18 protein-coding genes, 1 tRNA gene and 1 pseudogene are annotated in these 22,884 nt (G+C 61.8%); 8 read left to right on the forward strand and 12 right to left on the reverse strand.

Annotated elements, in window-relative coordinates:
* Positions 1 to 53: 53 nt before the first annotated feature.
* Positions 54 to 254 carry a hypothetical protein gene (locus tag KVQ74_RS08250; protein ID WP_217830587.1) on the forward strand — a complete coding sequence of 67 codons (201 nt, stop codon included), beginning with the start codon at positions 54 to 56 and terminating at the stop codon, positions 252 to 254.
* Between the two features lie 70 nt (positions 255 to 324).
* Positions 325 to 400 (forward strand) — tRNA-Asn (locus tag KVQ74_RS08255).
* A 120-nt stretch (positions 401 to 520) separates the two neighbouring features.
* On the opposite strand, the gene KVQ74_RS08260 is transcribed toward KVQ74_RS08255, so the two are convergent.
* Positions 521 to 2,041, reverse strand: a complete 1,521-nt coding sequence (locus KVQ74_RS08260) for a nucleobase:cation symporter-2 family protein (RefSeq protein ID WP_217830588.1) — start codon at positions 2,039 to 2,041, stop codon at positions 521 to 523.
* 256 nt (positions 2,042 to 2,297) lie between these two features.
* Here KVQ74_RS08260 and KVQ74_RS08265 point away from each other — a divergent pair, with 256 nt between their 5' ends.
* On the forward strand, positions 2,298 to 2,582 hold the full coding sequence (locus KVQ74_RS08265; RefSeq protein WP_217830589.1) for a BrnT family toxin: 285 nt from the start codon (positions 2,298 to 2,300) through the stop codon (positions 2,580 to 2,582).
* Positions 2,583 to 2,585: 3 nt separating this feature from the next.
* Complete coding sequence (locus KVQ74_RS08270) at positions 2,586 to 2,921, forward strand: BrnA antitoxin family protein (protein WP_217830590.1); 336 nt, start codon at positions 2,586 to 2,588, stop codon at positions 2,919 to 2,921.
* A 3-nt stretch (positions 2,922 to 2,924) separates the two neighbouring features.
* Here KVQ74_RS08270 and KVQ74_RS08275 read toward each other — a convergent pair whose 3' ends face one another.
* Both KVQ74_RS08275 and xth read right to left on the reverse strand, forming a co-directional pair.
* Entirely contained in the window at positions 2,925 to 3,752 is an 828-nt protein-coding gene (locus KVQ74_RS08275; RefSeq protein WP_217830591.1) for an arylamine N-acetyltransferase family protein, read from the reverse strand.
* Positions 3,753 to 3,851: 99 nt separating this feature from the next.
* The gene (gene xth, locus KVQ74_RS08280) at positions 3,852 to 4,646 is read right to left on the reverse strand and encodes an exodeoxyribonuclease III (RefSeq protein ID WP_217830592.1); all 795 of its coding nucleotides are present in this window, start codon (positions 4,644 to 4,646) and stop codon (positions 3,852 to 3,854) included.
* Positions 4,647 to 4,768: 122 nt separating this feature from the next.
* Between xth and KVQ74_RS08285 the strand changes: the two genes are divergently transcribed.
* A complete protein-coding gene (locus KVQ74_RS08285) occupies positions 4,769 to 5,356 on the forward strand; it encodes a GNAT family N-acetyltransferase (RefSeq protein WP_217830593.1) in 588 nt (195 codons plus the stop codon).
* A 5-nt stretch (positions 5,357 to 5,361) separates the two neighbouring features.
* On the opposite strand, the gene KVQ74_RS08290 is transcribed toward KVQ74_RS08285, so the two are convergent.
* Complete coding sequence (locus KVQ74_RS08290) at positions 5,362 to 6,804, reverse strand: mechanosensitive ion channel family protein (protein WP_217830594.1); 1,443 nt, start codon at positions 6,802 to 6,804, stop codon at positions 5,362 to 5,364.
* Between the two features lie 138 nt (positions 6,805 to 6,942).
* Entirely contained in the window at positions 6,943 to 7,809 is an 867-nt protein-coding gene (locus KVQ74_RS08295; protein ID WP_217830595.1) for a pirin family protein, read from the reverse strand.
* 230 nt (positions 7,810 to 8,039) lie between these two features.
* Here KVQ74_RS08295 and dkgB point away from each other — a divergent pair, with 230 nt between their 5' ends.
* Positions 8,040 to 8,843: a 2,5-didehydrogluconate reductase DkgB gene (gene dkgB, locus KVQ74_RS08300; RefSeq protein WP_217830596.1), complete on the forward strand. Its 804-nt coding sequence runs from the start codon at positions 8,040 to 8,042 to the stop codon at positions 8,841 to 8,843.
* A gap of 4 nt (positions 8,844 to 8,847) precedes the next feature.
* Here the strand turns inward: dkgB and KVQ74_RS08305 are convergent.
* The 7 genes and pseudogenes from KVQ74_RS08305 to KVQ74_RS08335 form a co-directional block, all read right to left on the reverse strand.
* A pseudogene (locus tag KVQ74_RS08305) lies at positions 8,848 to 12,023 on the reverse strand (ATP-binding protein).
* A 45-nt stretch (positions 12,024 to 12,068) separates the two neighbouring features.
* A complete protein-coding gene (locus KVQ74_RS08310) occupies positions 12,069 to 12,695 on the reverse strand; it encodes a response regulator transcription factor (protein ID WP_217830597.1) in 627 nt (208 codons plus the stop codon).
* Positions 12,696 to 12,825: 130 nt separating this feature from the next.
* Positions 12,826 to 13,245 (reverse strand): chemotaxis protein CheY, encoded by a 420-nt coding sequence (locus KVQ74_RS08315; protein WP_217830598.1) that lies wholly within the window; start codon positions 13,243 to 13,245, stop codon positions 12,826 to 12,828.
* 124 nt (positions 13,246 to 13,369) lie between these two features.
* The gene (locus KVQ74_RS08320) at positions 13,370 to 14,086 is read right to left on the reverse strand and encodes an MgtC/SapB family protein (protein WP_217830599.1); all 717 of its coding nucleotides are present in this window, start codon (positions 14,084 to 14,086) and stop codon (positions 13,370 to 13,372) included.
* Between the two features lie 82 nt (positions 14,087 to 14,168).
* Positions 14,169 to 16,868 carry a magnesium-translocating P-type ATPase gene (gene mgtA, locus KVQ74_RS08325; protein ID WP_217830600.1) on the reverse strand — a complete coding sequence of 900 codons (2,700 nt, stop codon included), beginning with the start codon at positions 16,866 to 16,868 and terminating at the stop codon, positions 14,169 to 14,171.
* Positions 16,869 to 17,456: 588 nt separating this feature from the next.
* Complete coding sequence (locus tag KVQ74_RS08330; RefSeq protein WP_217830601.1) at positions 17,457 to 18,794, reverse strand: lysine N(6)-hydroxylase/L-ornithine N(5)-oxygenase family protein; 1,338 nt, start codon at positions 18,792 to 18,794, stop codon at positions 17,457 to 17,459.
* Positions 18,795 to 18,928: 134 nt separating this feature from the next.
* Complete coding sequence (locus tag KVQ74_RS08335; RefSeq protein WP_279309419.1) at positions 18,929 to 19,411, reverse strand: sigma-70 family RNA polymerase sigma factor; 483 nt, start codon at positions 19,409 to 19,411, stop codon at positions 18,929 to 18,931.
* Positions 19,412 to 19,732: 321 nt separating this feature from the next.
* Here KVQ74_RS08335 and KVQ74_RS08340 point away from each other — a divergent pair, with 321 nt between their 5' ends.
* Complete coding sequence (locus KVQ74_RS08340) at positions 19,733 to 20,905, forward strand: efflux RND transporter periplasmic adaptor subunit (protein ID WP_217830602.1); 1,173 nt, start codon at positions 19,733 to 19,735, stop codon at positions 20,903 to 20,905.
* The gene (locus KVQ74_RS08345) at positions 20,906 to 22,879 is read left to right on the forward strand and encodes a MacB family efflux pump subunit (protein WP_217830603.1); all 1,974 of its coding nucleotides are present in this window, start codon (positions 20,906 to 20,908) and stop codon (positions 22,877 to 22,879) included.
* Positions 22,880 to 22,884 lie beyond the last annotated feature (5 nt).

Consider the following 22,884-nt stretch of genomic DNA (forward strand, 5'->3'; position numbering starts at 1 on the left):
TCTAGACTGCATGCATGCACCAATGCGTCAGCCCAAGAAATGGTGAGAACCCCATGAAAAACGATGACCTGCGCGCCGACCGCGATGAGCTGGACTATTATTCACCCCGCACCTCGGGCAAACGCGAAAAGAGCCTGGTGCTGCAAGTCGCGGCCGGGGTATTTCTCGGCGGCCTCGCCCTGTGGCTGGTGCAACTGGCCGCCACCGCGCTCTACGCCAAACTGCTGATGGGCACATTCACGTTCGGTGGCTGAAGCGTTGCCTGCAAAAAGTTTCCCGGCAATGCTTGACTAGTCGTTTCAAATCAGTAAGATACGCACCAATTCCGCAATAGCTCAGTTGGTAGAGCAAGTGACTGTTAATCACTGGGTCCCTGGTTCGAGTCCAGGTTGTGGAGCCAAATAGCAAAGCCCCTGAATCGAAAGATTCAGGGGCTTTTTTGTGGGCGATCGAAAACCGGGCGCCCAACAAAAAAGGCCGGTCTGTTTGCAGACCGGCCTTTTTTCATTCCATGCCGCGATCAGACATGCTCGCTGCTTTTCGCATGCGCTCTCGGCGCGCCATGTTCATGCTCGGAATCCACTTCGATCACCGGCACTTCATTACCGTCGCAGTCATGCAGTTTACCGTCGCTGAAGTAATCGCCCTCACGCAGCGCCGCCAGATCCCGATAACGCAGGGTCCGTTCCTCCGCCGCCGCGAAGACCGATTGCTGGTCCGAGTTGCCGGCAGTGAAATGGTTGAACGCCAGGTTCAGCAGGATCGCCATGATCGCCGAGGAACTGATGCCCGAATGGAAAATGGTCGCGAACCAGCTCGGGAAGTGATCGTAGAAATTCGGCGCCGCAATCGGAATCATGCCGAAACCGATGGAGGTGGCAACGATGATCAGGTTGACGTTGTTGCGGTAGTCGACCTTGGACAAGGTGCGAATACCGCTCGCCGCCACGGTGCCGAACAGCACGATACCGGCGCCGCCGAGTACCGAAGTCGGCACCGCCGCGATCACCCGGCCCATGAAGGGCAGCAGGCCGAGGATCACCAGGAACAGGCCGCCGGTCGCCACCACATAGCGGCTCTTGATCCCGGTCACCGCCACCAGCCCGACGTTCTGGGCAAAGGCACTCTGGGTGAAGGAACCGAAGATCGGCGCGATCATGCTCGACAGCATGTCCGCCCGCAGGCCGTTGCCCAGGCGCTTGGAGTCGACCTTGGTGTCGATGATTTCACCGACCGCCAGAATGTCCGCCGAGGTTTCCACCAGGGTCACCATGACCACGATGCACATCGACAGGATCGCGGCGAAGTGGAAGGTCGGCGTACCGAAATGGAACGGTGTCGGGAAGCCGAACATCGGGCCTTGGGTGACGCTGGAGAAGTCCGCCATGCCGAGGAACACCGCCAGCACGGTGCCGATCACCATCGCCAGCAGAATCGACAGGCGCGAGATGGTCGCGCTGCCGACCTTGCTCAACAGCAGCACCAGCACCAGCGTGACCGCTGCCAGACCGATGTTCTGCATGCTGCCGAAGTCGGGAGCGTGGCTGTTGCCGCCCATCGCCCAGCGCGCGGCCACCGGCATCAGCGTCAGGCCGATGGTGGTGATCACAATGCCGGTCACCAGCGGCGGGAAGAACTTGGTGATCCGCGAGAACACCGGGGTGATCAGCAAGCCGATCAGCGACGCGGCAATCACCGCGCCCAGCACCGACTGGAAGCCGCCCTCCCCGCCACTGCTGACAATCGCCACCATGGTCGCGACGCCGGAAAACGAAACGCCCTGTACCAGCGGCAACTGACAGCCGAAAAACGGTAGACCCAGGGTTTGCAGCAACGTGGCCAGTCCCCCCGCAAACAATGAAGCAGCAATCAACAGACCGATGTCCGCCGGCGACAAGCCGGCGGCCTGGCCGATGATCAGCGGCACCGCGACGATACCGCCATACATGGTCAGAACATGTTGCAGGCCGTAAGCCATATTCGCGCCGACCCCGAGGTTTTCGTCCTCGGGCCGTTGGTGTGAAACATGGGGCGTTTTCATGGTTGGGGGATTCCCTGGTTTTTGTTATGCGCACACTGTATTCAACAGTCGTGACAAATGTCTATAGAGTTGTATACAACTTGTCAGTCACATAATGGATAGGTAGCCACTCAAGCTTTCTATCCCGGCCCTTCCAGCCCCACAAATCCGGCAACACATCCCTGCCGGCCACTGCCGCATATCCCACTAGGCTGAAGTGCTCATAGCGACCAGCGGTCAAGTCGTCCTTCTTTTACATACATATAAAATATGCATAATGAAGTCATTCAACATTCAATACGACAGAAGCAAAAACGCGGCCAACAAGCTCAAGCACAAAGGCATCAGCCTCGCCGAGACAGAACCGGTGTTTCATGACGAACGTGCCCTCACCCTCGAGGACAACGATCACGACGAACAACGCTGGATCACCCTCGGCCTTGATGCCAAGGGTCGCTTGCTGGTGGTTGCCTACAGTTATCGGGATCCCAATGTCGTACGCATCATTTCCGCGCGCGCCGCTACCCCCAGCGAGCGGCGCCAGTACTATCTGGAGGCATGATTCATGAAGGACGAGTTTGATTTCACCGACGCCAGACGCGGAGCCGTTGCCCCCGCCAAAGGCAAGACCCGCATCACCATCATGCTCGACGACGCCGTCATCGAGGCGGCCCGTACCGTGGCCGAAAGCGAGGGATATGGTTACCAGACGGTCATCAACAACACCCTGCGCCATGCCCTGCTCGACACCGGCGACCTGGCCGAGCAGGCTGATCAGAGCACTCATTTGGGGCAATTCAAGAAAGGCATCACCGCCACCGACCTCAAGAGCCTTGAGAAAAAACTGTCGGCGGCGATCAATGAAATCCGGCGGGTGCTGGAGCCGGATGTGAAGCCCTAGGCTTCAGGCAGGCTGGATCAGCCGGGCAAGCGCCGGTCGGGCTTGTGGCCGGTTTGGCACACGCAAATCGAACTCACACTCGAGCAACTGGATCAACTCGTCGACATCCGTCACCTCACGCCGCTCGCGCTCGGCGCCCATGCGGTGGATCGCGAAACTGCCATTGTTCAACGTGCGCCGCCAGCCGTCGCCGGTACGCGCGACCATCAAACGCTGGGTAAACGTTGAGTCCGCGTGGGTCGAGACGTACCAGTTGCCAAGGGTGTAGTCGATGTCTTCCTGGCGCTGCAGATCGAACAGGTACATCGGCCGCCATTCCCCCGCGACCCTGGCCCGCAGCATGTAGCCGTCCGGTTGCACCTCGATGCGATAGGGTTCATGTGGGGTTGACTGCTCGGCGTCGGTATCGAGCAGCAGCGGCGCGGTCGGCACCATGCCGCCGAAGCCGACGTCGGTGATGTAGCGCACGCCGTCGATGTTCACCAGGGTCAACCGATGGGTGCGGGCCGTCCAGCTGCCCTCGGGCTGGTTCATGACCACCCGACCGCTGATTCCCCGTGCCTCGAAACCCAGTTCCAGGAGCAACGCCAGAAACAGGTTGTTGAGTTCATAGCAGTAGCCCCCTCGCCCACCGTGCAGGACTTTCTGCTCCACGGACGGCAAGTCGATCAGCACCGCTTCACCGCTGATGGTCGACAGGTTCTCGAAGGGAAAGACGCCGGTGTGGCGCAACTGCAACCGGCGCAGGGTGTCGAGGGTCGGCGCGGGTGGTGCGTCGAATCCCAGGCGTTGCAGGTACAGGTGCAGATTCGTCAGGCGTGGCTCGCTCATTGCTCGGTCCTTATCCATGGGGCCGCGGATCACTCCGCCGATGATCGCCATGTATACGGGATCCGCCGCCCGGATCGACAATTGATTTCGCCAATCGTCCTAACGTTTCTTGCGCGAGCCGATGCGAATCCACGTCGGCGCATGGTCGCTGGCGTGCGGTTCATTGCGTACCCAGGCATCCACGCCCGCCTCATGCAGATACGGACTCAGCGCCGGATTGAGCAACAGATGGTCGATCCGCAGCCCGGAATTTTTCTGCCAATGCTGACGGAAATAGTCCCAGAACGTGTAGAGCCGGTCTTGCGGGTACAGATGCCGCAACGCATCCGTCCAGCCCTGATCCAGCAAGCGCTGATAACATGCGCGACTTTGCGGTTGCAGCAGCGCGTCCTTGAGCCAGGAGCGGGTGTTGTAGATGTCCAGATCGGTCGGCACCACGTTGTAATCGCCGGCCAGCACCACCGGATGGTCACTGCCTTGCAGATCCCTGGCGTAGGTGATCAGACGCTCGAACCAGGCCAGTTTGTAATCGAACTTCGGCCCCGGTTGCGGGTTGCCGTTGGGCAGATACAGACAGCCGACCAGAACCCCATGCACCGCCGCTTCCAGATAGCGACTGTGGGTGTCGTCGGGATCACCCGGCAACCCCCGGCGACTTTCCAGCGGTTGCGCATCACGCGCCAGAATCGCCACGCCGTTCCACGACGCCTGGCCGTGCCAGAGGGCACCGTAGCCGGCCGCTTCCAGCTCGGCGACAGGAAAGGCGCTATCCACCGACTTGAGTTCTTGCAGACAGGCAATGTCCGGTTGCTCGCGCCCGAGCCATTCCAGCAGGTTCGGCAGACGGGCGCGCAAGCCGTTGACGTTGAAGGTGGCGATTCGCAGGTTTTTCATCGTCGAAGGCTCCTGCCCGTGGGATGTAAAAAATCTGACCTTGCGGTGGCGGCGCGGGTTGCATTGGATCCGCCCGTTACGGCGTAATGAGTCCTCGCCTGAATTGCCGAGAGCCACATCCCATGCAAACCACACTGGAAGGCCAGGGCATCCTCCTGCGTCCCCTGCAATATGCTGACGCCAGCGCCCTGCTCGACGCGGCCTCCGATGGTGAACTGTGGAAGCTCACGGTCACCGTGGTGCCCTCCGCGACCACCCTCGACAGCTATTTGAAAAAGGCCCTGGACGGCCGCGAGGCGGGTACGGTGATGCCGTTTGTCATCGTGTTGAAAGACACTGGCGAAGTGATCGGTTCGACCCGCTTCTGGAAGATCGACCCACTCAACCGCAAGCTGGAAATCGGTAGCAGCTGGATCTCCGCGCGCTGGCAGAAAACCTTCGTCAACACCGAAGCCAAGTACCTGATGCTGCGCCATGCGTTCGACGTGCTCGACTGCGTGCGCGTGCAATTCACCACCGACGAAAACAACCAGAAATCGCGCAACGCCATCCTGCGTCTCGGCGCACAACAGGAAGGCATCGTCCGGCATGAGCGGATCATGCCAGACGGCCGCAAGCGCAATTCCGTGCGCTTCAGCATCATCGATGACGAATGGCCGCAGGTGCGGCTTGAGCTAGAGCGCAAACTCGCGGGCTACCCGCGACGCTGAACGCCCTAGGCGCGATGACGCAGCCAGTGCAAAAAGCCTTTTTTCGCCACGACCACCGGCGCTTCCTGGGTCAGGGACTGAGCCTTTTGCAAGCGGAAGTCGAGCAACGCCTTCATCGCATCATTGATGTCGTGACGAGCATCCAGGCACGGCTTGAGGTAGGACTTCTCGATGCGGTACAGGGCACAGAAGGTCTTGGCCGTGAAATCGGCGGGCACTGAGGAATCCGAAAGAATCCCGGCCTCGCCGATCACTTCACCCGGCCCCATGCGCCCGGACTCCAGCGGTTTGCCGTGGACCTTCAATGTCACCGAGATCACCCCGGACTCAATGATGAACAAATGATCGCTGACCTCCCCGCCCGCCAGGATGAGCTGGCCGGCGCGGAAGGTTTGCAGGGTCATGTTCTGGCTGAAGGTTTCCTTCTCTTCCTGACGCAGGGTGGAGAAAATCGGCGAGCTGTCCAGCAGTGCTCGTGGTCGCGAAAGGTTGCTCGAGGCGCCGGGTTCATCGCTCGACAGCAGGTTGACCCCGGACGCCTGCAAATGCCGGTAAGCCAGATCGAACAGTTGATTGCGCACCACACGCTTTTCGCCCATCGAGGCGACGAATCCGCTGATTTCATATTCCGCGCCGGCACTGCTGGAGTTTTTCAGTGCGACACTGGGCGCCGGGTGGTCGAGTAACTGGCGGCAGCCTTGCATCGCTCGCTCCAGCGCATCGATTACCGAATTTGGCCGCGTATGCGGACTGACCTGCACGCTGATGGCGACGCCAAACATATTGCTCGGCCGGCTGAAGTTGATGATCTTGGCCTTGGCCGCCAGCGAGTTGGGAATGACCGCCATGCTGCCCTGACTGGTTTGCAGGCGCGTGGCGCGCCAGTCGATATCGGTCACCCGGCCTTCGGTGCCATCGATGGAGATCCAGTCATCCAGCTGATAGGGCTTGGTGGTGTTCAGCACGATCCCGGAAAACACGTCGCTCAGCGTGCTCTGCAGCGCCAGACCCACGATAATCGCCAACGCCCCGGACGTCGCCAGCACGCCTTTGACCGGCAGTTCCAGCACATAGGCCAGCGCCGCGATGATCGCGATCAGGAAGATCACCGCACCGAGCAGGTCCTGCAACAGCCGCCCGGTATGCCCGACCCGCTGCATCATCACCGCGCCGATCAGCACCGTCAGGGTGCGCGCGCCGAACAGCCACCAGCCGATCTGCAGCCCGGTCGCCGCCAGGTGCAGCGGCACGTTGTCAGCCCACGGTGGCGCCTCCATCGGGTTGAGACCCTCGTTGAACAGCAAAACGCTGAACAGGATGAAGATCACCACCCGCACCAGGTGCTTCCATTTGCTGCCCTGAGCGCTGATCAGACGCCACAGAACGAGATCGACGAGGATCAGGATCATCGCGCAAATCAGCGGATGTTCGGTGAGAAAGGACAACATCAAACGACTCCGACAGAGGCCAATCGCGAGAAGATCGCACAGATTGGCTCAGTGTAGGAGCAATTGATTTCAGGAGATGAAGGGGCTCTCGAAAAGATCCGAAAAGCCCACTCTCACAAGGGAGTGGGCGTGACGCTATCAGACGGGCATGCGACCGAAGCGACCGGACTGAAAGTCCGCGAAAGCCTGGTGGATTTCCTGCTCGGTGTTCATCACGAACGGGCCATGCCCGACGATCGGCTCATCAATCGGCTCGCCGCTGAGCAACAAGACCATCGCGTCCTCACTGGCTTCAAGGGTCAATTGACGGCCGGTGCGTTCGAACAGCACCAGTTGGCCCACCTGCACCGACTCCGAACCATTGACCTGCACCGTCCCTTTCAACACCACCAGCGCGGTGTTGCGGCCTTCGTGCAGATCCAGGGTCAGCAACTTGCCAGCATTGAGGCGCAGATCCCACACATCGATCGGTGTGAACGTCCGGGACGGGCCTTTGCGGCCGTCGAACTCACCGGCGATCAAACGCAGGCGACCGGCGCCACCCTTGAGCGCGATGCTCGGGATGTCGCGATCGAGAAGGGTCTGGTAACCGGGCGCGGCCATTTTGTCCCTGGCCGGCAGGTTGACCCACAACTGGACCATTTCCAGATTGCCGCCAGTCCGGGCGAAATCATCGGAGTGGAATTCCTCATGCAGGATCCCGGACGCCGCCGTCATCCACTGCACGTCACCCGGACCGATGGTGCCGCCACTGCCGGTGGAGTCGCGGTGCTGCACTTCGCCTTCGTAGACAATCGTCACGGTTTCGAAGCCGCGATGCGGATGCTGGCCCACGCCCCGTCGCTCGGTGGTCGGCGTGAACTGCGCAGGCCCGGCATGATCGAGCAGCAGGAACGGGCTGATGTGCTTGCCCATCGAATCGTAGGAAAACAGTGTGCGCACCGGAAAACCATCGCCGACCCAATGGCCGCGAGGGCTGGTGTAAATGCCAAGGATGTTTTTCATGCGGGCTCCTGGAATGGGTTTGGACATGAATTGATATTAAATCCGCAACCTATTCGACACTAGACCACTGAAACCGGCTTAATCGTCTCACCAGTAGAACGATCACCTGCCACTCGCGCCCACCCGATTCGTGACTTGCACTCAACAGTGCTTTGCCCAACCAGCGGTTTTTCTCACGGAAACAGATGCCGATACTGCTGCCCATTCCCACTGCAATCCTGGAGTCACGCATGTCTGTTCCCGCTTTCGGTCTTGGTACGTTTCGCCTGCAAGGCCAGGTGGTCATCGATTCGGTGAGCACCGCCCTCGAACTCGGCTACCGGGTCATCGACACCGCACAGATCTACGAAAACGAAGCCGAAGTCGGCCAGGCCATTGCGGCCAGCGGCATTGCCCGCGAAGAGTTGTTCATCACCAGCAAGATCTGGATCGCCAACTTCGCCGGGGACCAGTTGATTGAGAGCCTCAAGGAAAGCCTGCAAAAACTGCGCACCGACTATCTCGACCTGACCCTGATCCACTGGCCATCGCCGGAAGATCAAGTGCCGGTGGCAGAATTCATGGGCGCCCTGCTGGAAGCCAAACGCCTGGGCCTGACCCGGCAGATCGGCATTTCCAACTTCACCATAGATCTGATGAAGCAGGCGATTGCCGCCGTTGGCGCCGAGAACATCGCCACCAATCAGATCGAGCTGCACCCATACCTGCAAAACCGCAAGGTCGTCGAGTTCGCCCAGCGTCATGGCATCCAGATCACCTCGTACATGACCCTGGCTTACGGCGAAGTACTGAAGGATACGCTGATCGAGCAAATCGCCCAGCGTCTGCAAGCAACCCCGGCGCAAGTCACGCTGGCGTGGGCCATGCAATCGGGCTACGCGGTGATCCCGTCGTCGACCCGGCGCGCCAACCTGCAAAGCAACCTCGGCGCCACGGCCCTGACCCTGAGCGATGCCGACATGGCGCTGATCGCCACCCTCGAGCGCGGCCATCGCCTGACCAGCCCGAAAGGCATTGCGCCGGCGTGGGACTGATCGTCTAGCCCTGCAACTGCTGCGCGAGGTCGGACATGGCCACGCGCAGCCTCGCTGCCGCTGTCGCCAGCGCTCCGCCCTCGGCGCCACGGCACGCCACTTCAAGTTCCCGGCAGGCAGCCACCACCCGCGCCGCGCCGATCATCTGCGCACCGCCCATGACGTGATGGGCCAGTTCGCCCAACCCTGTCCGATCCTGTTGCTGATTGAATGCATCCAGTCGTTGCAGGTCGCGGTGCAAGTTGCTCAGCACCTCCTCCAGCAAACGCGGAATCAGTTCCGGGTCAGCGGTTGCCAGTTGCTCCAGTCCCCGAAGATCGAGATCGGCCAACGGCGGCTTTGGCTCGTTTGCGCTGTGGTGCGCGATGCCGTTCAAGGCCTGACGCAGATCCTCCAGGCGGATCGGTTTGAACAGGCAGCCATCCATGCCCGCCGCCAGGCAACGACTCCTTTCTTCAGCCTGGGCATTGGCGGTAAAGCCGAGCATCAGGCAGCGCACCCGCCCCGTCGCCGCCTCTTGCTCGCGCACCGCTTGCGCCAGTTGATAACCGTTGCGGCGCGGCATGTTGCTGTCCGTGATCAGCACATCGAACGAGCCCTCGCGCCACAGCGCCAGCGCCTCGTCACCATCGCCCTCCTCGACGGTGAGGTGGCCGAGTTCGTGCAACTGGCGGCACATCAGCAAACGGTTCACCGGGTGATCGTCCACCACCAGCACGTTCAGCGTCCGGGCCGAAGCAATCGGCTCAAGAACCGGTTCGGCATCATGTTCCAGTGCGGCCAGCACTGGCAGTTCGATGCCCATGACCACTTGAGTTCCACATCCCGGCTCGCTGTCCAGCGCCAGATGCCCGCCCATCATTTCCCACAACGTCCGGCTGATCGCCAGGCCCAGACCGGAACCGCTGCGCACGGTCTGTGAGTGGTCGCCGACCTGGACGAACGGGCTGAACAACCGCTGACGGTCTTCGGCGCTGATGCCGATGCCGCTGTCCTGAACCGTGATCGTGACACCGATGTGCCCGGCCTTCAGCGCCGTCACCCGCAACAGCAGGCTCACTTCACCCTCGGCGGTGAACTTGATGGCGTTGCTCAGCAGATTCGACAGAACCTGCTTGAACCGCGTCGGATCGAGCAGTACATCGACGTCGCTGCGGGCATCCAGCTCGACGTACCACAACAGCAGTTTGTGCCGCGCCAGGCCCTCGAACACCCGCCCCACCGACGCCACCAGTTCCCGCAGATTGACCCGTTCGGGCGCGAGGGACAGATGCCCCGACTCGATCCGCGCGATGTCGAGAATGTCACCGATCAACCCCAGCAATTGCTGACCGGCCGAGGACGCCACCTCAATGGCCTGGCGATCGGTCACTCCTTCCCCGGCACGTTTGAGGGCCAGTTCGAGCATGCCGAGCAAGGCGTTCATCGGTGTGCGGATTTCATGGCTCATGGTCGCCAGGAATGTCGACTTGGCGCGATTGGCCTCGTCGGCCACCTCCTTGGCCTCCTGCAATTTGCGCATCCATTGCTGGCGCTGACGGATCTGCCGGCGTTGAAAAGCGATCCAGCCCAGCGCCAGCAACAACAACCCCGCGGCACTGGCAAAGCCCTGAAGGATTTGCCGGCGATGACGCTGCCAATAGCTGTCGTTGACGATCAACTGCTGGCTCCAGCGCGATACCAGATCATCCATTTCCTGCGGGGCGATGCTCAACAACGCCTTGTTCAGGATCGAATGCAGTTGCGGCGCATCCAGCGACGTCGCCATCGCCACCCGCGCCGGTTGATCGCCCACGGTACTGACGATGCGCAGGCGATCGCGGTAATGCCGGTCGATCAGATAACGCGCCACCATCAGTGAACTCAAGGTTGCGTCCGCCTGGCCCTTGAGTACCCGCTCCGTGCCGTCCGCCGGACTCGGCACTTCGACCAACTGGATGTGCGGCACCTGCTGCAACAGATAATCGCGCAACCCGTTGCCGCGATAGAGCGCCAGCCGCTTGCCCGCCATGTCGTCCAGGCTGCGCGGCGCCTGCGCTTTCGAATCGGTGACCAGCACGAACGGGGTATTGAGGTAGGTCCGGGTGAACCGCATTTCGAGTTCGCGCGCGCTGCTCGGCGTCAGCACCGGCAGCACATCGAGTGCCCCGGCCTTGAGCTGCTCGATCTGACGATCCAGGGATTGCCCGCGCACCACCTCGAAGCGCAGCCCGCTGCGCTGGCTGATCAGGTTGAGCAGTTGCGCGGTCAGGCCACTGAACTGGCCATCGGCGTCATGGAAGGTCAGCGGCGCAAAGTCATCGATGGCCCCCACTCGCACCACCGGATGCCGCTCCAGCCACGCTTGCTCGCTGGCGCTCAGGCTGACTTGCGATTGCCCGAGGATGTCGGCGCGACCGGCGCTCCAGCGCAGCTCCATGGACAGCCGCTGCTGCATCGGAATCGCCAGCAGCGCCTTGTCGACCAGGCGTTTCAGGCGCTCATTGCCGCGAGCCAGGGCAAAGGCGAACGGATTGGCGTCCAGTCCGGAAGGCCCGGCCAGTTGCAGATCGTTGCGAAAATGGGTGTTGATCAGGTAGCTGGCGCTGATGAAGTCGCCGAGGTACAGGTCATTCGCGCCGAACGCCACGGCGCCGAGGGCATCGAGGATTGACGGGTAACGGACCCAGATCGCGCCGGGATACGCCTTCTGCACGGTTGCCGCCGGCAGGTAATCCTCGACCATGGCGATGTGTTTGCCTGTCAGGTCCGGGGGCAACGCTTCGTTGAGCCGGGTCACCACATCGGCTGATCCTCGGCGTAGGCCCGGGACAGAATCAGCTCGGGATCGGCAATCTCGAAGTTGTTCGAGGTGCCGAGCAGATCCAGATTGCCGGTCTTGAGCGCGGCCATGGCGCTCTCGCGATCCGGGTAGCGCCAGACCTCGATCCCGACCGTCAATACCTGCGCCAGCGCCTCGGCGTATTCGGCGGTGAGGCCTTCCAGCTCATGCTGGTTGCGGGTCAATTCGAACGGTGGATAGTCAGGCCCCGAGACGCCGACGCGCAGTCGGGGATGGGCGCTCAACCACTGGCGATCCTGCTCGTCGAGACGAATCTGCACATTCTCCAGCGGAGCGCGGGTCATCACCTCCAGCCTCTGCACCGACCCGGCCGCCGGCATCCCAACACTGGCGAGCATCAGCAGCAACGAGAAAAGCAGCCCTGGCAGACTCATGCACGGCCCTCAGATCAACTGGTTGCGCTTGGCCAGTTCTCGCAACAGCACCAACGAACCGATACCCAGCTTGATCATCAAGCGGGTTTTGTAGGTGCTGATGGTTTTGTGACTCAGGTGCATCTCTTCGGCAATGTCCTTATTGGCCTTGCCTTGAGCCAACTGCACCAGGATGTGCAATTCCCGATCGGAGAGCTGATCGATCAACTGCTGCTCGTTACTTTGCACGGCGTATTTTCCCGCGTGGGGCTCACTCGATTCGGGGAAATAGGTGTAACCGGCGCGAACGGCCTTGATCGCGTTCTGCAGTTGCTGCAGATCGGCGGACTTGGTGACGTAGGCCATCGCCCCGGCCCGTCGGCACCGCGCGAGGTAATGCGCGGGATCCTTGGAAGTGAACACCACCACCTTGCAACTCAACCCGATGGCCCGGATACGCTCCAGCGAATCCAGCCCGCTGTTTGCGCCCAGCTCCAGGTCGAGCACAACCAGCGCCGGCGCATGCTGGCGGATCATCGGCACCACGTCGACACTGCTCGACACCATATGGACTTGCTTGTAACCGTGTGTTTTCAGAACCCCCTGGAGGGTGATGGCGACCACCGGATGATCTTCGACGATCATTGCAATTTCCATGACCACTCCCGAGGCGAATACATGACGAGGACGCCACCGCTCGGGCTTGAGCGGGACGCGACAGTGGCTGCGCCACGACTGTTACACGGAAAACGAGGCAAAACACCTGTCAGATCTGACAGGTGCGCAATCAACCGAATTGTGCTTGGGTCCGCCATTGCGATAACGGCGCACAGGCGCCGGAGCTGGCCGAATGCTCGACCGCCGCCATCAACCGCTCGATCGCACACACCGATGGCAACGCCGCGCGGCTAGCGTGCACGTTGTCCTGGAGAGGCCCGCAAACAGGATCGTTGTAGATCAGGGCGTGACGGACGTGCAGGCTATCGAGCAGAAATTCATGCAGATTCAGCCTGTTCGCCGCCAGATCGGCGTTGACCACCACCCCGTCGAACGGCTCGCAGCTGTAATCGATCAGCATCAGCAACTCATCAAGACTCTGCACCGGCGCGATGCGGTAGTAGTCGAGGCGATTGAACATCCGTTCGATCTTCATTCGGTGAAAATGCTGCGGATCGGCGATAAGAATCCGCAGAGTTTTGTTGATCATCGTCGCTGTCCGTTGGGGGCTTGCCGAGTGCAGCAAGACTACCCAAGCGATGCCGCAGGCTCTGTAGGACAATTCCGAAAAATCGGGCCGCCTATCAGGATCAAGTACGTCACCCCACTACGTTTTACTCCGTCGTACTCGGACTCCAGAACGCCTGCACCACCAGCGCCGACGTGGAGATTCGCGCCACCAGTGCATCCAGCTCATCACCGTCCACCGACGTGGTCGCCAGCGTCGCTTCGATCTCCACTTCTTCGGCGCCGAAGGCATGCACATCGACATCGCTGGCCGGGTAGTTGCTGCGTTCCAGTTCGGCCTCAAGCAAGGCCAGCACGGCTTTCTGCTGTGAACGCCGGGCGATCACGTAGACGATGTTGGTGACCTCCGCCGAAACCACATCCAGCGGCTGGCGGTTGATATTGTTGACGATCGGTCGCAGCAAGGTATTCGCGGCAAGCACGAACAACGTGCCGAGCACGGCTTCGGCCAGCAGGTCGGCACCGGCGCAGGCACCGACCGCCGCCGACGTCCAGAGCGTCGCGGCGGTGTTGAGGCCGCGCACGTTGCCCTCTTCGCGCATGATGACCCCGGCGCCGAGAAAGCCGATGCCGGACACCACGTAGGCGACCACTCGCACCGCGCCTTCGGCGCCGCCGAGCCGGTTGGCCATGTCGACGAAAATCGCCGCGCCGACCGCCACCAGCACATTGGTGCGCAGCCCCGCCGTGCGTTGTCGGTACTGGCGCTCGAAGCCGATCAGACCGCCGAGAATGAACGCCGCGCTGAGGCTGACCAGAGTGTCGAGCAGCGAGGTCAGGTTGAGGTTGTTGATGGCTTGCATGATCAACTCCTTGAAAAATACCCCTCCGGTTGTGGGAGCGGGCCTGCCCGCCCCCACAGGGAAACAGCAATGTGCTGCGGTTTTATTGCCAGCCGAACCGGCGGATGTAGAACCCCTTCACCGCCTGGGTCAGCGCCATGTACGCCAGCAGGATCACCGGCAGGAACACGAAGTACAGCGACGGCAGCGCCTGCAGTTTGAAGTAGTGCGCCAGCGGCCCCATCGGCAGGAAGATGCCGATCGCCATGATGATTCCGGTCATCACCAGCAGCGGCATGGCTGCACGGCTCTGCAGGAACGGGATCTTCGGCGTGCGGATCATGTGCACGATCAGCGTCTGGGTCAGCAGCCCGACCACGAACCAGCCGGACTGGAACAGGGTCTGGTGATCCGGGGTGTTGGCGTCGAACACGTACCACATCAGAGCGAACGTGGTGATGTCGAAGATCGAGCTGATCGGCCCGAAAAACAGCATGAACCGGCCGACATCCCCTGGCTGCCAGCGTTGTGGCTGCTTGAGCATCTCGTCGTCGACGTTGTCGAACGGAATCGCGATCTGCGAGATGTCATACAGCAGGTTCTGCACCAGCAGATGCATCGGCAGCATCGGCAGGAACGGAATAAACGCACTGGCGACCAGCACCGAGAACACGTTGCCGAAGTTGGAACTGGCGGTCATCTTGATGTACTTGAGCATGTTGGCGAAGGTGCGCCGCCCTTCGAGCACGCCCTCCTCCAGCACCATCAGGCTCTTTTCCAGCAGGATGATGTCCGCCGCTTCCTTGGCGATGTCCACCGCGCTGTCCACCGAAATACCGATGTCGGCAGTGCGCAGCGCCGGTGCGTCGTTGATGCCGTCGCCCATGAACCCGACCACATGCCCGTTGCCCTTGAGCACCCGCACGATGCGCTCCTTGTGCGACGGCGTCAGTTTGGCGAACACGTTGGTGGTTTCCACCGCCACGGCCAGTTCCGCATCGCTCATGCGCTCGACGTCGTTGCCCAGCAGCAGGCCTTGTTGTGCGAGGCCGACTTCGCGGCAGATCTTCGCGGTCACCAGTTCGTTGTCGCCGGTCAGCACTTTCACCGCCACGCCATGCTCGGCCAGGGCCTTGAGCGCTGGCGCGGTGCTTTCTTTCGGCGGATCGAGAAACGCCACATAGCCGATCAGTGTCAGTTCCTGCTCATCGGCCAGGCTGTAGGTGTCGCGGCCCTCGGGCATCGACCGCGCCGCCACCGCCACCACACGCAAGCCTTCAGCGTTGAAGGCTGCGGTGACCTGACGGATCCGCGCCAGCAATTCATCGCTCAAGGCTTCATCGACTTCGCCATGACGGACCCGGCTGCACACCGCCAGTACTTCTTCCACCGCGCCTTTGCAGATCAATTGATGGGGCTGGCCGCTGCCTTCGACCACCACCGACATGCGCCGACGGTTGAAGTCGAACGGAATCTCGTCGACCTTGCGAAACGCCGTGCCGACCTTCAATTCACGATGGATTTCCACGTGCTCCAGCACCGCCACGTCGAGCAGGTTTTTCAGGCCGGTCTGGTAGTAGCTGTTCAGGTAAGCCATTTCCAGCACGTCGTCGGAGTCTTCACCCCAGACGTCGACGTTGCGCGCCAGGAAGATCTTGTCCTGAGTCAGGGTGCCGGTCTTGTCGGTGCAGAGCACGTCCATGGCGCCGAAGTTCTGGATCGCATCGAGGCGTTTGACGATGACTTTCTTGCGCGACAGGAACACCGCGCCTTTGGCCAGGGTCGAGGTGACGATCATCGGCAGCATTTCCGGGGTCAGGCCCACGGCAATCGACAGTGCGAACAGCAGCGCCTCGGTCCAGTCCCCTTTGGTGAATCCGTTGATGAACAACACCAGCGGCGCCATGACGAACATGAAGCGAATCAACAACCAGCTGACTTTGTTCACACCTTGCTGGAACGAAGTCACCGCGCGATCGGTCGCACCGACCCGCTGTGCCAGCGCACCAAAATAGGTGCTGTTGCCGGTGGTAAGAATCACCGCGACGGCGGTGCCCGAGACCACGTTGGTGCCCATGAACAGGATGTTTTCCAGCTCCAGCGGGTTGCGCGTGTCGCGATCCAGTTGACGAGGGAATTTTTCCACCGGCATCGATTCGCCGGTCATCGCGGCCTGGCTGACGAACAGGTCCTTGGCGCTGAGTACCCGGCAATCGGCGGGAATCATGTCACCGGCCGAAAGCACGATCAGGTCGCCCGGCACCAGTTGCTTGATCGGCAGTTCGGCACGCGGTACGTCCCGGCGCATCACAGTGGCGGTGTTGCTGACCATCGCCTTGAGCGCGTCGGCGGCCTGGTTGGATTTGCTTTCCTGCCAGAACCGCAGCAGGGTCGAGAGCACCACCATCGAGAAAATCACCACGGCGGCCTTGAGGTCTTCGGTCAGCCAGGAGATCACCGCCAGCAGGGTCAGCAGCAGGTTGAACGGGTTCTTGTAGCAGTGCCACAGGTGGGTCCACCACGGCAGCGGCTGCTCGTGCTCGACTTCGTTGAAGCCGTATTGCGCACGCAGGGCTTCGACTTCGCTGTCGCTCAGGCCGTCCGAATGCGTGCCGAGACTGGACAGCAGCACGCCGCTGTCGCAATGGGCGGCGTCGACCAGAGTGTTGGCCAGTGATGGCGGCACTTCACGGCTGACCGTGGTGTCGCTGATGCTTTCCAGCAACGCCAGCCGGCGAAAGTGCCGGGCGATGTGCCGGGTGCGCAGGAAGCCTGCGAAAAATTCCTTGAGCGTAAGTTTCATGGCTGCTACCCCTCTGGTCAGCCGGGAAACCGTCAAGCAGGTACGTCCACGCCCGCGCCACCGGAGCATCCGGCAGGCCAGGGCCTGGCGCGCCGGTCAGAAAAGACAGGCGTGTCGACAGGCTGCGATCACGACGATGAAGTCGAAATCACGCTGTGTTTCAGTGTCGATGAGAAGGACGTCGGGACAGGGTCGTCATTGACCATGATCGGGATGCCGCTGCTCGCTGTTCGGCGAGACAACGGCACAAAGGAATGCGCGTTATCTTGCCGAGAATCTGCCGGTTACCGAGACCGGCCGACAACTGTCACTCGAACAAGTACCCACTGTGGGTCTCCGCTATTGATGAAAACGCGCGAAGCTTACGCCCCGGTATCAGGAGAGTAAACCCGCAAAAGGAAGTGTGACGGGGAATGTCGGGGTTCTTCAGGAAGGGTTCAGGTTCGGGATTTTTCGCGGCGTTTAATGGCTCCTTCGCAAGCAGGCTCGCTCCCGCAATGGGGCTCTGCTGAACATAAATTTCGTGTTCACCAGAGTCCCTGTGGGAGCGAGCTTGCTTGCGAAAGCGATGTATCAGGCGACGAATGTTTAGCTGGCCGTCGCCAGCAGCAGGTCCGCCACCGAACGGCTGTGCCCGCGCGGTTTGACATGCTCGTACAGCGAACCGGCGATTTCATCGGCGCGGATCGGCAGGATCGACAGCAGCGTATCGCTCAGACCGTGGCTGGCCTGGCAGAAGCCCTGCATGTACAGACCGGCCTTGCAGCGCTCGTCGGTGATCAGTTTGTAGTTGCGGTCGACTTCGAAGTCGCCCAGGTACTCTTCCAGCGGCGCCAGCAGTTTGCGGTGAGTCTGACGCTCGTAACCGGTGGCCAGCACCACGGCGTCGTAGTAACGCACGCTGACTTCGCCGGTGGCGGTGTTGCGGATCGCCAGCTCGATGCCGCGTTCGGTGGCCGTGGCTTTCTCGACGGTGGTCAGGGTGCGGAACGCATGACGGGCCACGCCGGAAACCTTCTGGCGATAGAAAATGCCGTAGATGCGCTCGATCAGATCGATGTCCACCACCGAGTAGTTGGTGTTGTGGTACTCGTTGACCAGACGCTCACGCTCGCTGCTGTTCTGCTGGAAGATCAGGTCGGTGAATTCCGGCGAGAACACTTCGTTGACGAACGGGCTGTCGTCCGCCGGTTTCAGCGCCGAACCGCGCAGGATCATGTCGACCTGCACCGACGGGAACGAATCGTTCAGGTCGATGAACGCTTCCGCCGCGCTCTGGCCGCCACCGATGATCGCGATGCTCATGGGCTGGTTGTTGACGCAAGGCTGCTTGGCCATCTCGGCCAGGTACTGCGAGTGGTGGAACACCCGGCCATCGTCCTTGAGCGCCTTGAACGCTTCTGGAATACGCGGCGTGCCGCCGGCGCTGACCACCACCGAACGGGCAGTACGGACGAATTGCTGGCCATCGCTGCCACGGGAAATCACCCGCAGCGCTTCAACCTGATGGTTGTGCAGCACCGGCTCGATGGTCAGCACTTCTTCGCCGTAACGGCTCTGCTCGGTGAACTGCCCGGCGACCCAGCGCAGGTAGTCGTTGTACTCCATGCGGCACGGGTAGAAGGTGCCGAGGTTGATGAAGTCCACCAGACGACCGTGTTGCTTGAGGTAGTTGACGAACGAGTACGGGCTGGTCGGGTTACGCAGGGTCACCAGATCCTTGAGGAAGGAAATCTGCAGCTCGCTCTGGGTCGACAGGGTGTTGCCGTGCCAGCTGTAGTTGGCCTGCTTGTCGAGGAACAGCACATCCAGTTCGCCCTGGCTCGGGCCGCGCTCTTGCAGCGCGATGGCCAGGGCCAGGTTCGAAGGGCCGAAACCGACGCCGATCAGGTCGTGAACGATGGGCGATGCAATTGCCTGTGTCATTTCCAGTGTCCTCTGGATGAACCCCCGAGCAGCGCGGAGGAAGAGCTTGGGTGACCGGCCGGCCCTGAAGCAGGACAGCAGGTCGTCTGTTGAGTAGGAACGAGGACAGTGAAATAAAATTTAACGATGACGGCTCAATGGGCATCCCATTGTTTGATACGCACACGGCAATGCTTCATCGCATTGACGATGTGCTTTTCCACCAGCGCCTTGGAAATCCCCAGTTGCGCGGCGATCTCCGGGTGTGACAGGCCTTCGATCTTGCGCAGCAGAAAACTGTCGCGGCACAGCGGCGACAGTTCGGCCAGGGCACGCTGGAGCATGTCCAGGCGCTGACCGTGATCGAGGGTGCTGTGGGGTGACGGGGTGAAATAGCGCTCTTCATTGTCGAGCACTTCCAGGGATTCGGACTGACGCAGGGCGTTGCGCCGATGGTCGTCGATCACCAGGTTCAAGGCGGTGCGATACAGAAACGCGCGGGGTTGCTCGATCGGCGTTTCGCTGGAGCGCTCCAGCACACGCAGATAAGCGTCATGCACCACATCTTCGGCAACCTGACGGTTGCCGAGCTTGGCGTTCAGGAAGCACACCAGCTCGCGATAGTAGTTTTCCAACATGACTCCCGGCCGCATGGGTGCGGTTTCTGTCCTTGAGCCTGATATCCGGCCGCCTGTTGGGCAGTAGCAAGATAGTGGCAACTTGAGGTGCGTAATTTATAGTAATTCTCATATAGATTTAAAGTGGTGTTTGTCGTTGCCCGACAAATAGTGCTGCTCTATACCTGTAACATCGTGTGTCCCGGCTTAAATTCCCTTCTATGTTCATCGTTTACAGGACAGCTCCCCGTGTCTGTCGCCCCCCGCGACAGCGTTCAACGCTGCCCGATCCCTGCACGCACCGCTGAATGACGGGCCGATTTCCACTGGCCGGAACCCTGCATGAAACGTCCCCGCCCCGCCCGACGCGCCCTGCTCGCCTCCCTTTGCGTGATCCCTGTCATTGCTGTTGCCGCCTGGCAAGTCATGCCCCCCGGCCGGGACAAGTTCGCCACCGTGCAGGTGAGTCGCGGCGACATCGAAAGCAGCGTCACTGCCCTGGGCACCCTGCAACCACGACGCTACGTGGACGTCGGCGCCCAGGCCTCCGGGCAGATTCGCAAGATCCATGTCGAGGTCGGCGACGTGGTCAAGGAAGGCCAGTTGCTGGTGGAAATAGACCCGTCCACGCAGAAGGCCAAACTCGATGCCGGGCAGTTTTCCATCGAGAATCTCAAGGCGCAATTGCAGGAACAGCAGGCCCAGCACGAGCTCGCGAAACAGAAGTATCAGCGCCAGCAAAACCTGGCCGCCGGTGGCGCTACCCGCGAAGAAGACGTGCAGACCGCCCGCGCCGAACTCAAGGCGACGCAAGCGCGCATCGACATGTTCCGCGCACAGATCCGCCAGGCCGAAGCCAGCCTGCGCAGCGATCAGGCGGAACTCGGCTACACCCGCATTTATGCACCGATGGCCGGCACCGTGGTCGCTCTCGATGCCCGCGAAGGCCAGACCCTCAACGCCCAGCAGCAAACCCCGCTGATCCTGCGTATCGCCAAACTGTCGCCGATGACCGTGTGGGCCGAGGTTTCCGAAGCCGACATCGGCCACGTCAAACCGGGCATGACCGCTTACTTCACCACCCTCAGCGGCGGCAACCGGCGCTGGAGCAGCACCGTGCGGCAGATCCTGCCAGTGCCGCCCAAGCCGCTGGATCAGACCAGCCAGGGCGGCGGCAGCCCCGCCAGTTCGAGCAAAAGCGGCAGCGCCCGCGTGGTGCTGTACACCGTGCTGCTGGATGTCGACAACGCCGACAACGCACTGATGGCCGAGATGACCACCCAGGTGTTCTTCGTCGCCAACCAGGCGAAAAACGTGCTCACCGCTCCGGTCGCCGCCCTGCAAGGCACCGCCGTGGCGGATCGCCAGACCGCGCAGGTGATCGCCGCCAATGGCGACATCCAGTCACGCGAAGTGCAGACCGGCATCAGCGACCGCCTGAAGGTGCAGATTGTCGAGGGCCTGAGCGAAGGCGATCACCTGTTGATCGGCCCGGCCGACGGCAGCGGAGGCTAAATGCAAACGCCCCTGATCGACCTGCACGACATCCGCAAATCCTACGGCGGTGGCGATGCGCCGCAAGTGCATGTGCTGCGCGGCATCGACCTGTCGATTCACGCCGGGGAGTTCGTGGCGATTGTCGGCGCGTCCGGCTCCGGCAAATCGACGCTGATGAACATTCTCGGCTGCCTCGACCGGCCAACGTCCGGCGAATACCGCTTTGCCGGCGAAAACGTCGCCGGCCTCGACAGTGACGAACTGGCCTGGCTGCGCCGCGAAGCGTTCGGGTTCGTGTTCCAGGGCTATCACCTGATCCCGTCCGGCTCGGCCCAGGAAAACGTCGAAATGCCGGCCATCTACGCCGGCACGCCCGCCGCCGAACGCCACGCCCGCGCCGCCGCCCTGCTCGAGCGCCTCGGCCTGGCCTCACGTACCGGCAACCGCCCGCATCAACTGTCCGGCGGTCAGCAGCAACGGGTATCGATTGCCCGGGCGCTGATGAACGGCGGCCACATCATCCTCGCCGACGAACCCACCGGCGCCCTCGACAGCCACAGCGGCAAGGAAGTCATGGCGCTGCTCGACGAACTGGCGAGCCAGGGGCATGTGGTGATCCTGATCACCCACGACCGCGAAGTGGCGGCGCGGGCCAAACGCATCATCGAGATCCGCGACGGCCTGATCATCAGCGACAGCGCCCGGGACAATCCCGAGGCCCAGACCAGCGCCAACCCCGGCGCCCTGCAAGCGGTGGATCTGCGCAAGCGCCTGACCGACGGCGCGCAAGCCACCGGCGCCTGGAAAGGCGAGCTGGTGGACGCCCTGCACGCGGCGTGGCGAGTGATGTGGATCAACCGCTTCCGCACCGCCCTGACCCTGCTCGGCATCATCATCGGCGTGGCCTCGGTGGTGGTCATGCTCGCCGTCGGCGAAGGCAGCAAGCGTCAGGTCATGGCGCAGATGGGCGCCTTCGGCTCGAACATCATTTACCTCAGTGGCTCGGCCCCCAACCCGCGCACGCCGCCGGGCATCGTCACCCTCGATGACGTGGCGGCGCTCGCCAGCCTGCCGCAGGTCAAACGCATCATGCCGGTCAACGGCGCCGAGGCCGGCGTGCGTTTCGGCAACCTCGATCACCTGAGCTACGTCGGCGGCAACGACACCAATTTCCCGAGCATTTTCAACTGGCCCGTGGTGCAAGGCAGTTACTTCACCGAGGCCGACGAACAGAACGCCGCCGCCGTCGCGGTGATCGGCCACAAGGTGCGCACCAAACTGCTCAAGGACGTGCCCAACCCTATCGGCCAATACGTGCTGATCGAAAACGTACCGTTCCAGGTGGTCGGAGTGCTTGCGGAAAAAGGCGCCAGCTCCGGCGACTCCGACAGCGACAACCGCATCGCCGTGCCCTACTCCGCCGCCAGCGTGCGTCTGTTCGGCACGCGCAATCCGGAATACGTAGCCATCGCCGCCGCCGACGCGCGCAAGGTCAAGGAAGCCGAGCACGCCATCGAGCAACTGATGCTGCGCCTGCACAACGGCAAGAAGGATTTCGAGCTGACCAACAACGCGGCGATGATCCAGGCCGAGGCACGCACGCAAAACACCCTGTCGCTGATGCTCGGTTCGATTGCGGCGATTTCGCTGCTGGTGGGCGGCATCGGCGTGATGAACATCATGCTCATGACCGTGCGCGAGCGCACCCGCGAGATCGGTATCCGCATGGCCACCGGTGCCCGTCAACGCGACATCCTGCGTCAGTTCCTCACCGAAGCGGTGATGCTCTCGGTGGTCGGCGGGATCGCCGGGATCGCCCTGGCGCTGATCGTCGGCGGCGTGCTGATTCTCAGCGAAGTAGCCGTTGCGTTTTCCTTGATGGCGGTGCTCGGAGCCTTTGGCTGCGCCCTCGTCACCGGTGTTGTCTTCGGCTTCATGCCGGCCCGCAAAGCTGCCCGGCTCGACCCGGTCACGGCCCTTACCAGTGAATGATCGAT

The organism is Pseudomonas botevensis, from assembly GCF_019145475.1.
Classification (GTDB): domain Bacteria; phylum Pseudomonadota; class Gammaproteobacteria; order Pseudomonadales; family Pseudomonadaceae; genus Aquipseudomonas; species Aquipseudomonas botevensis.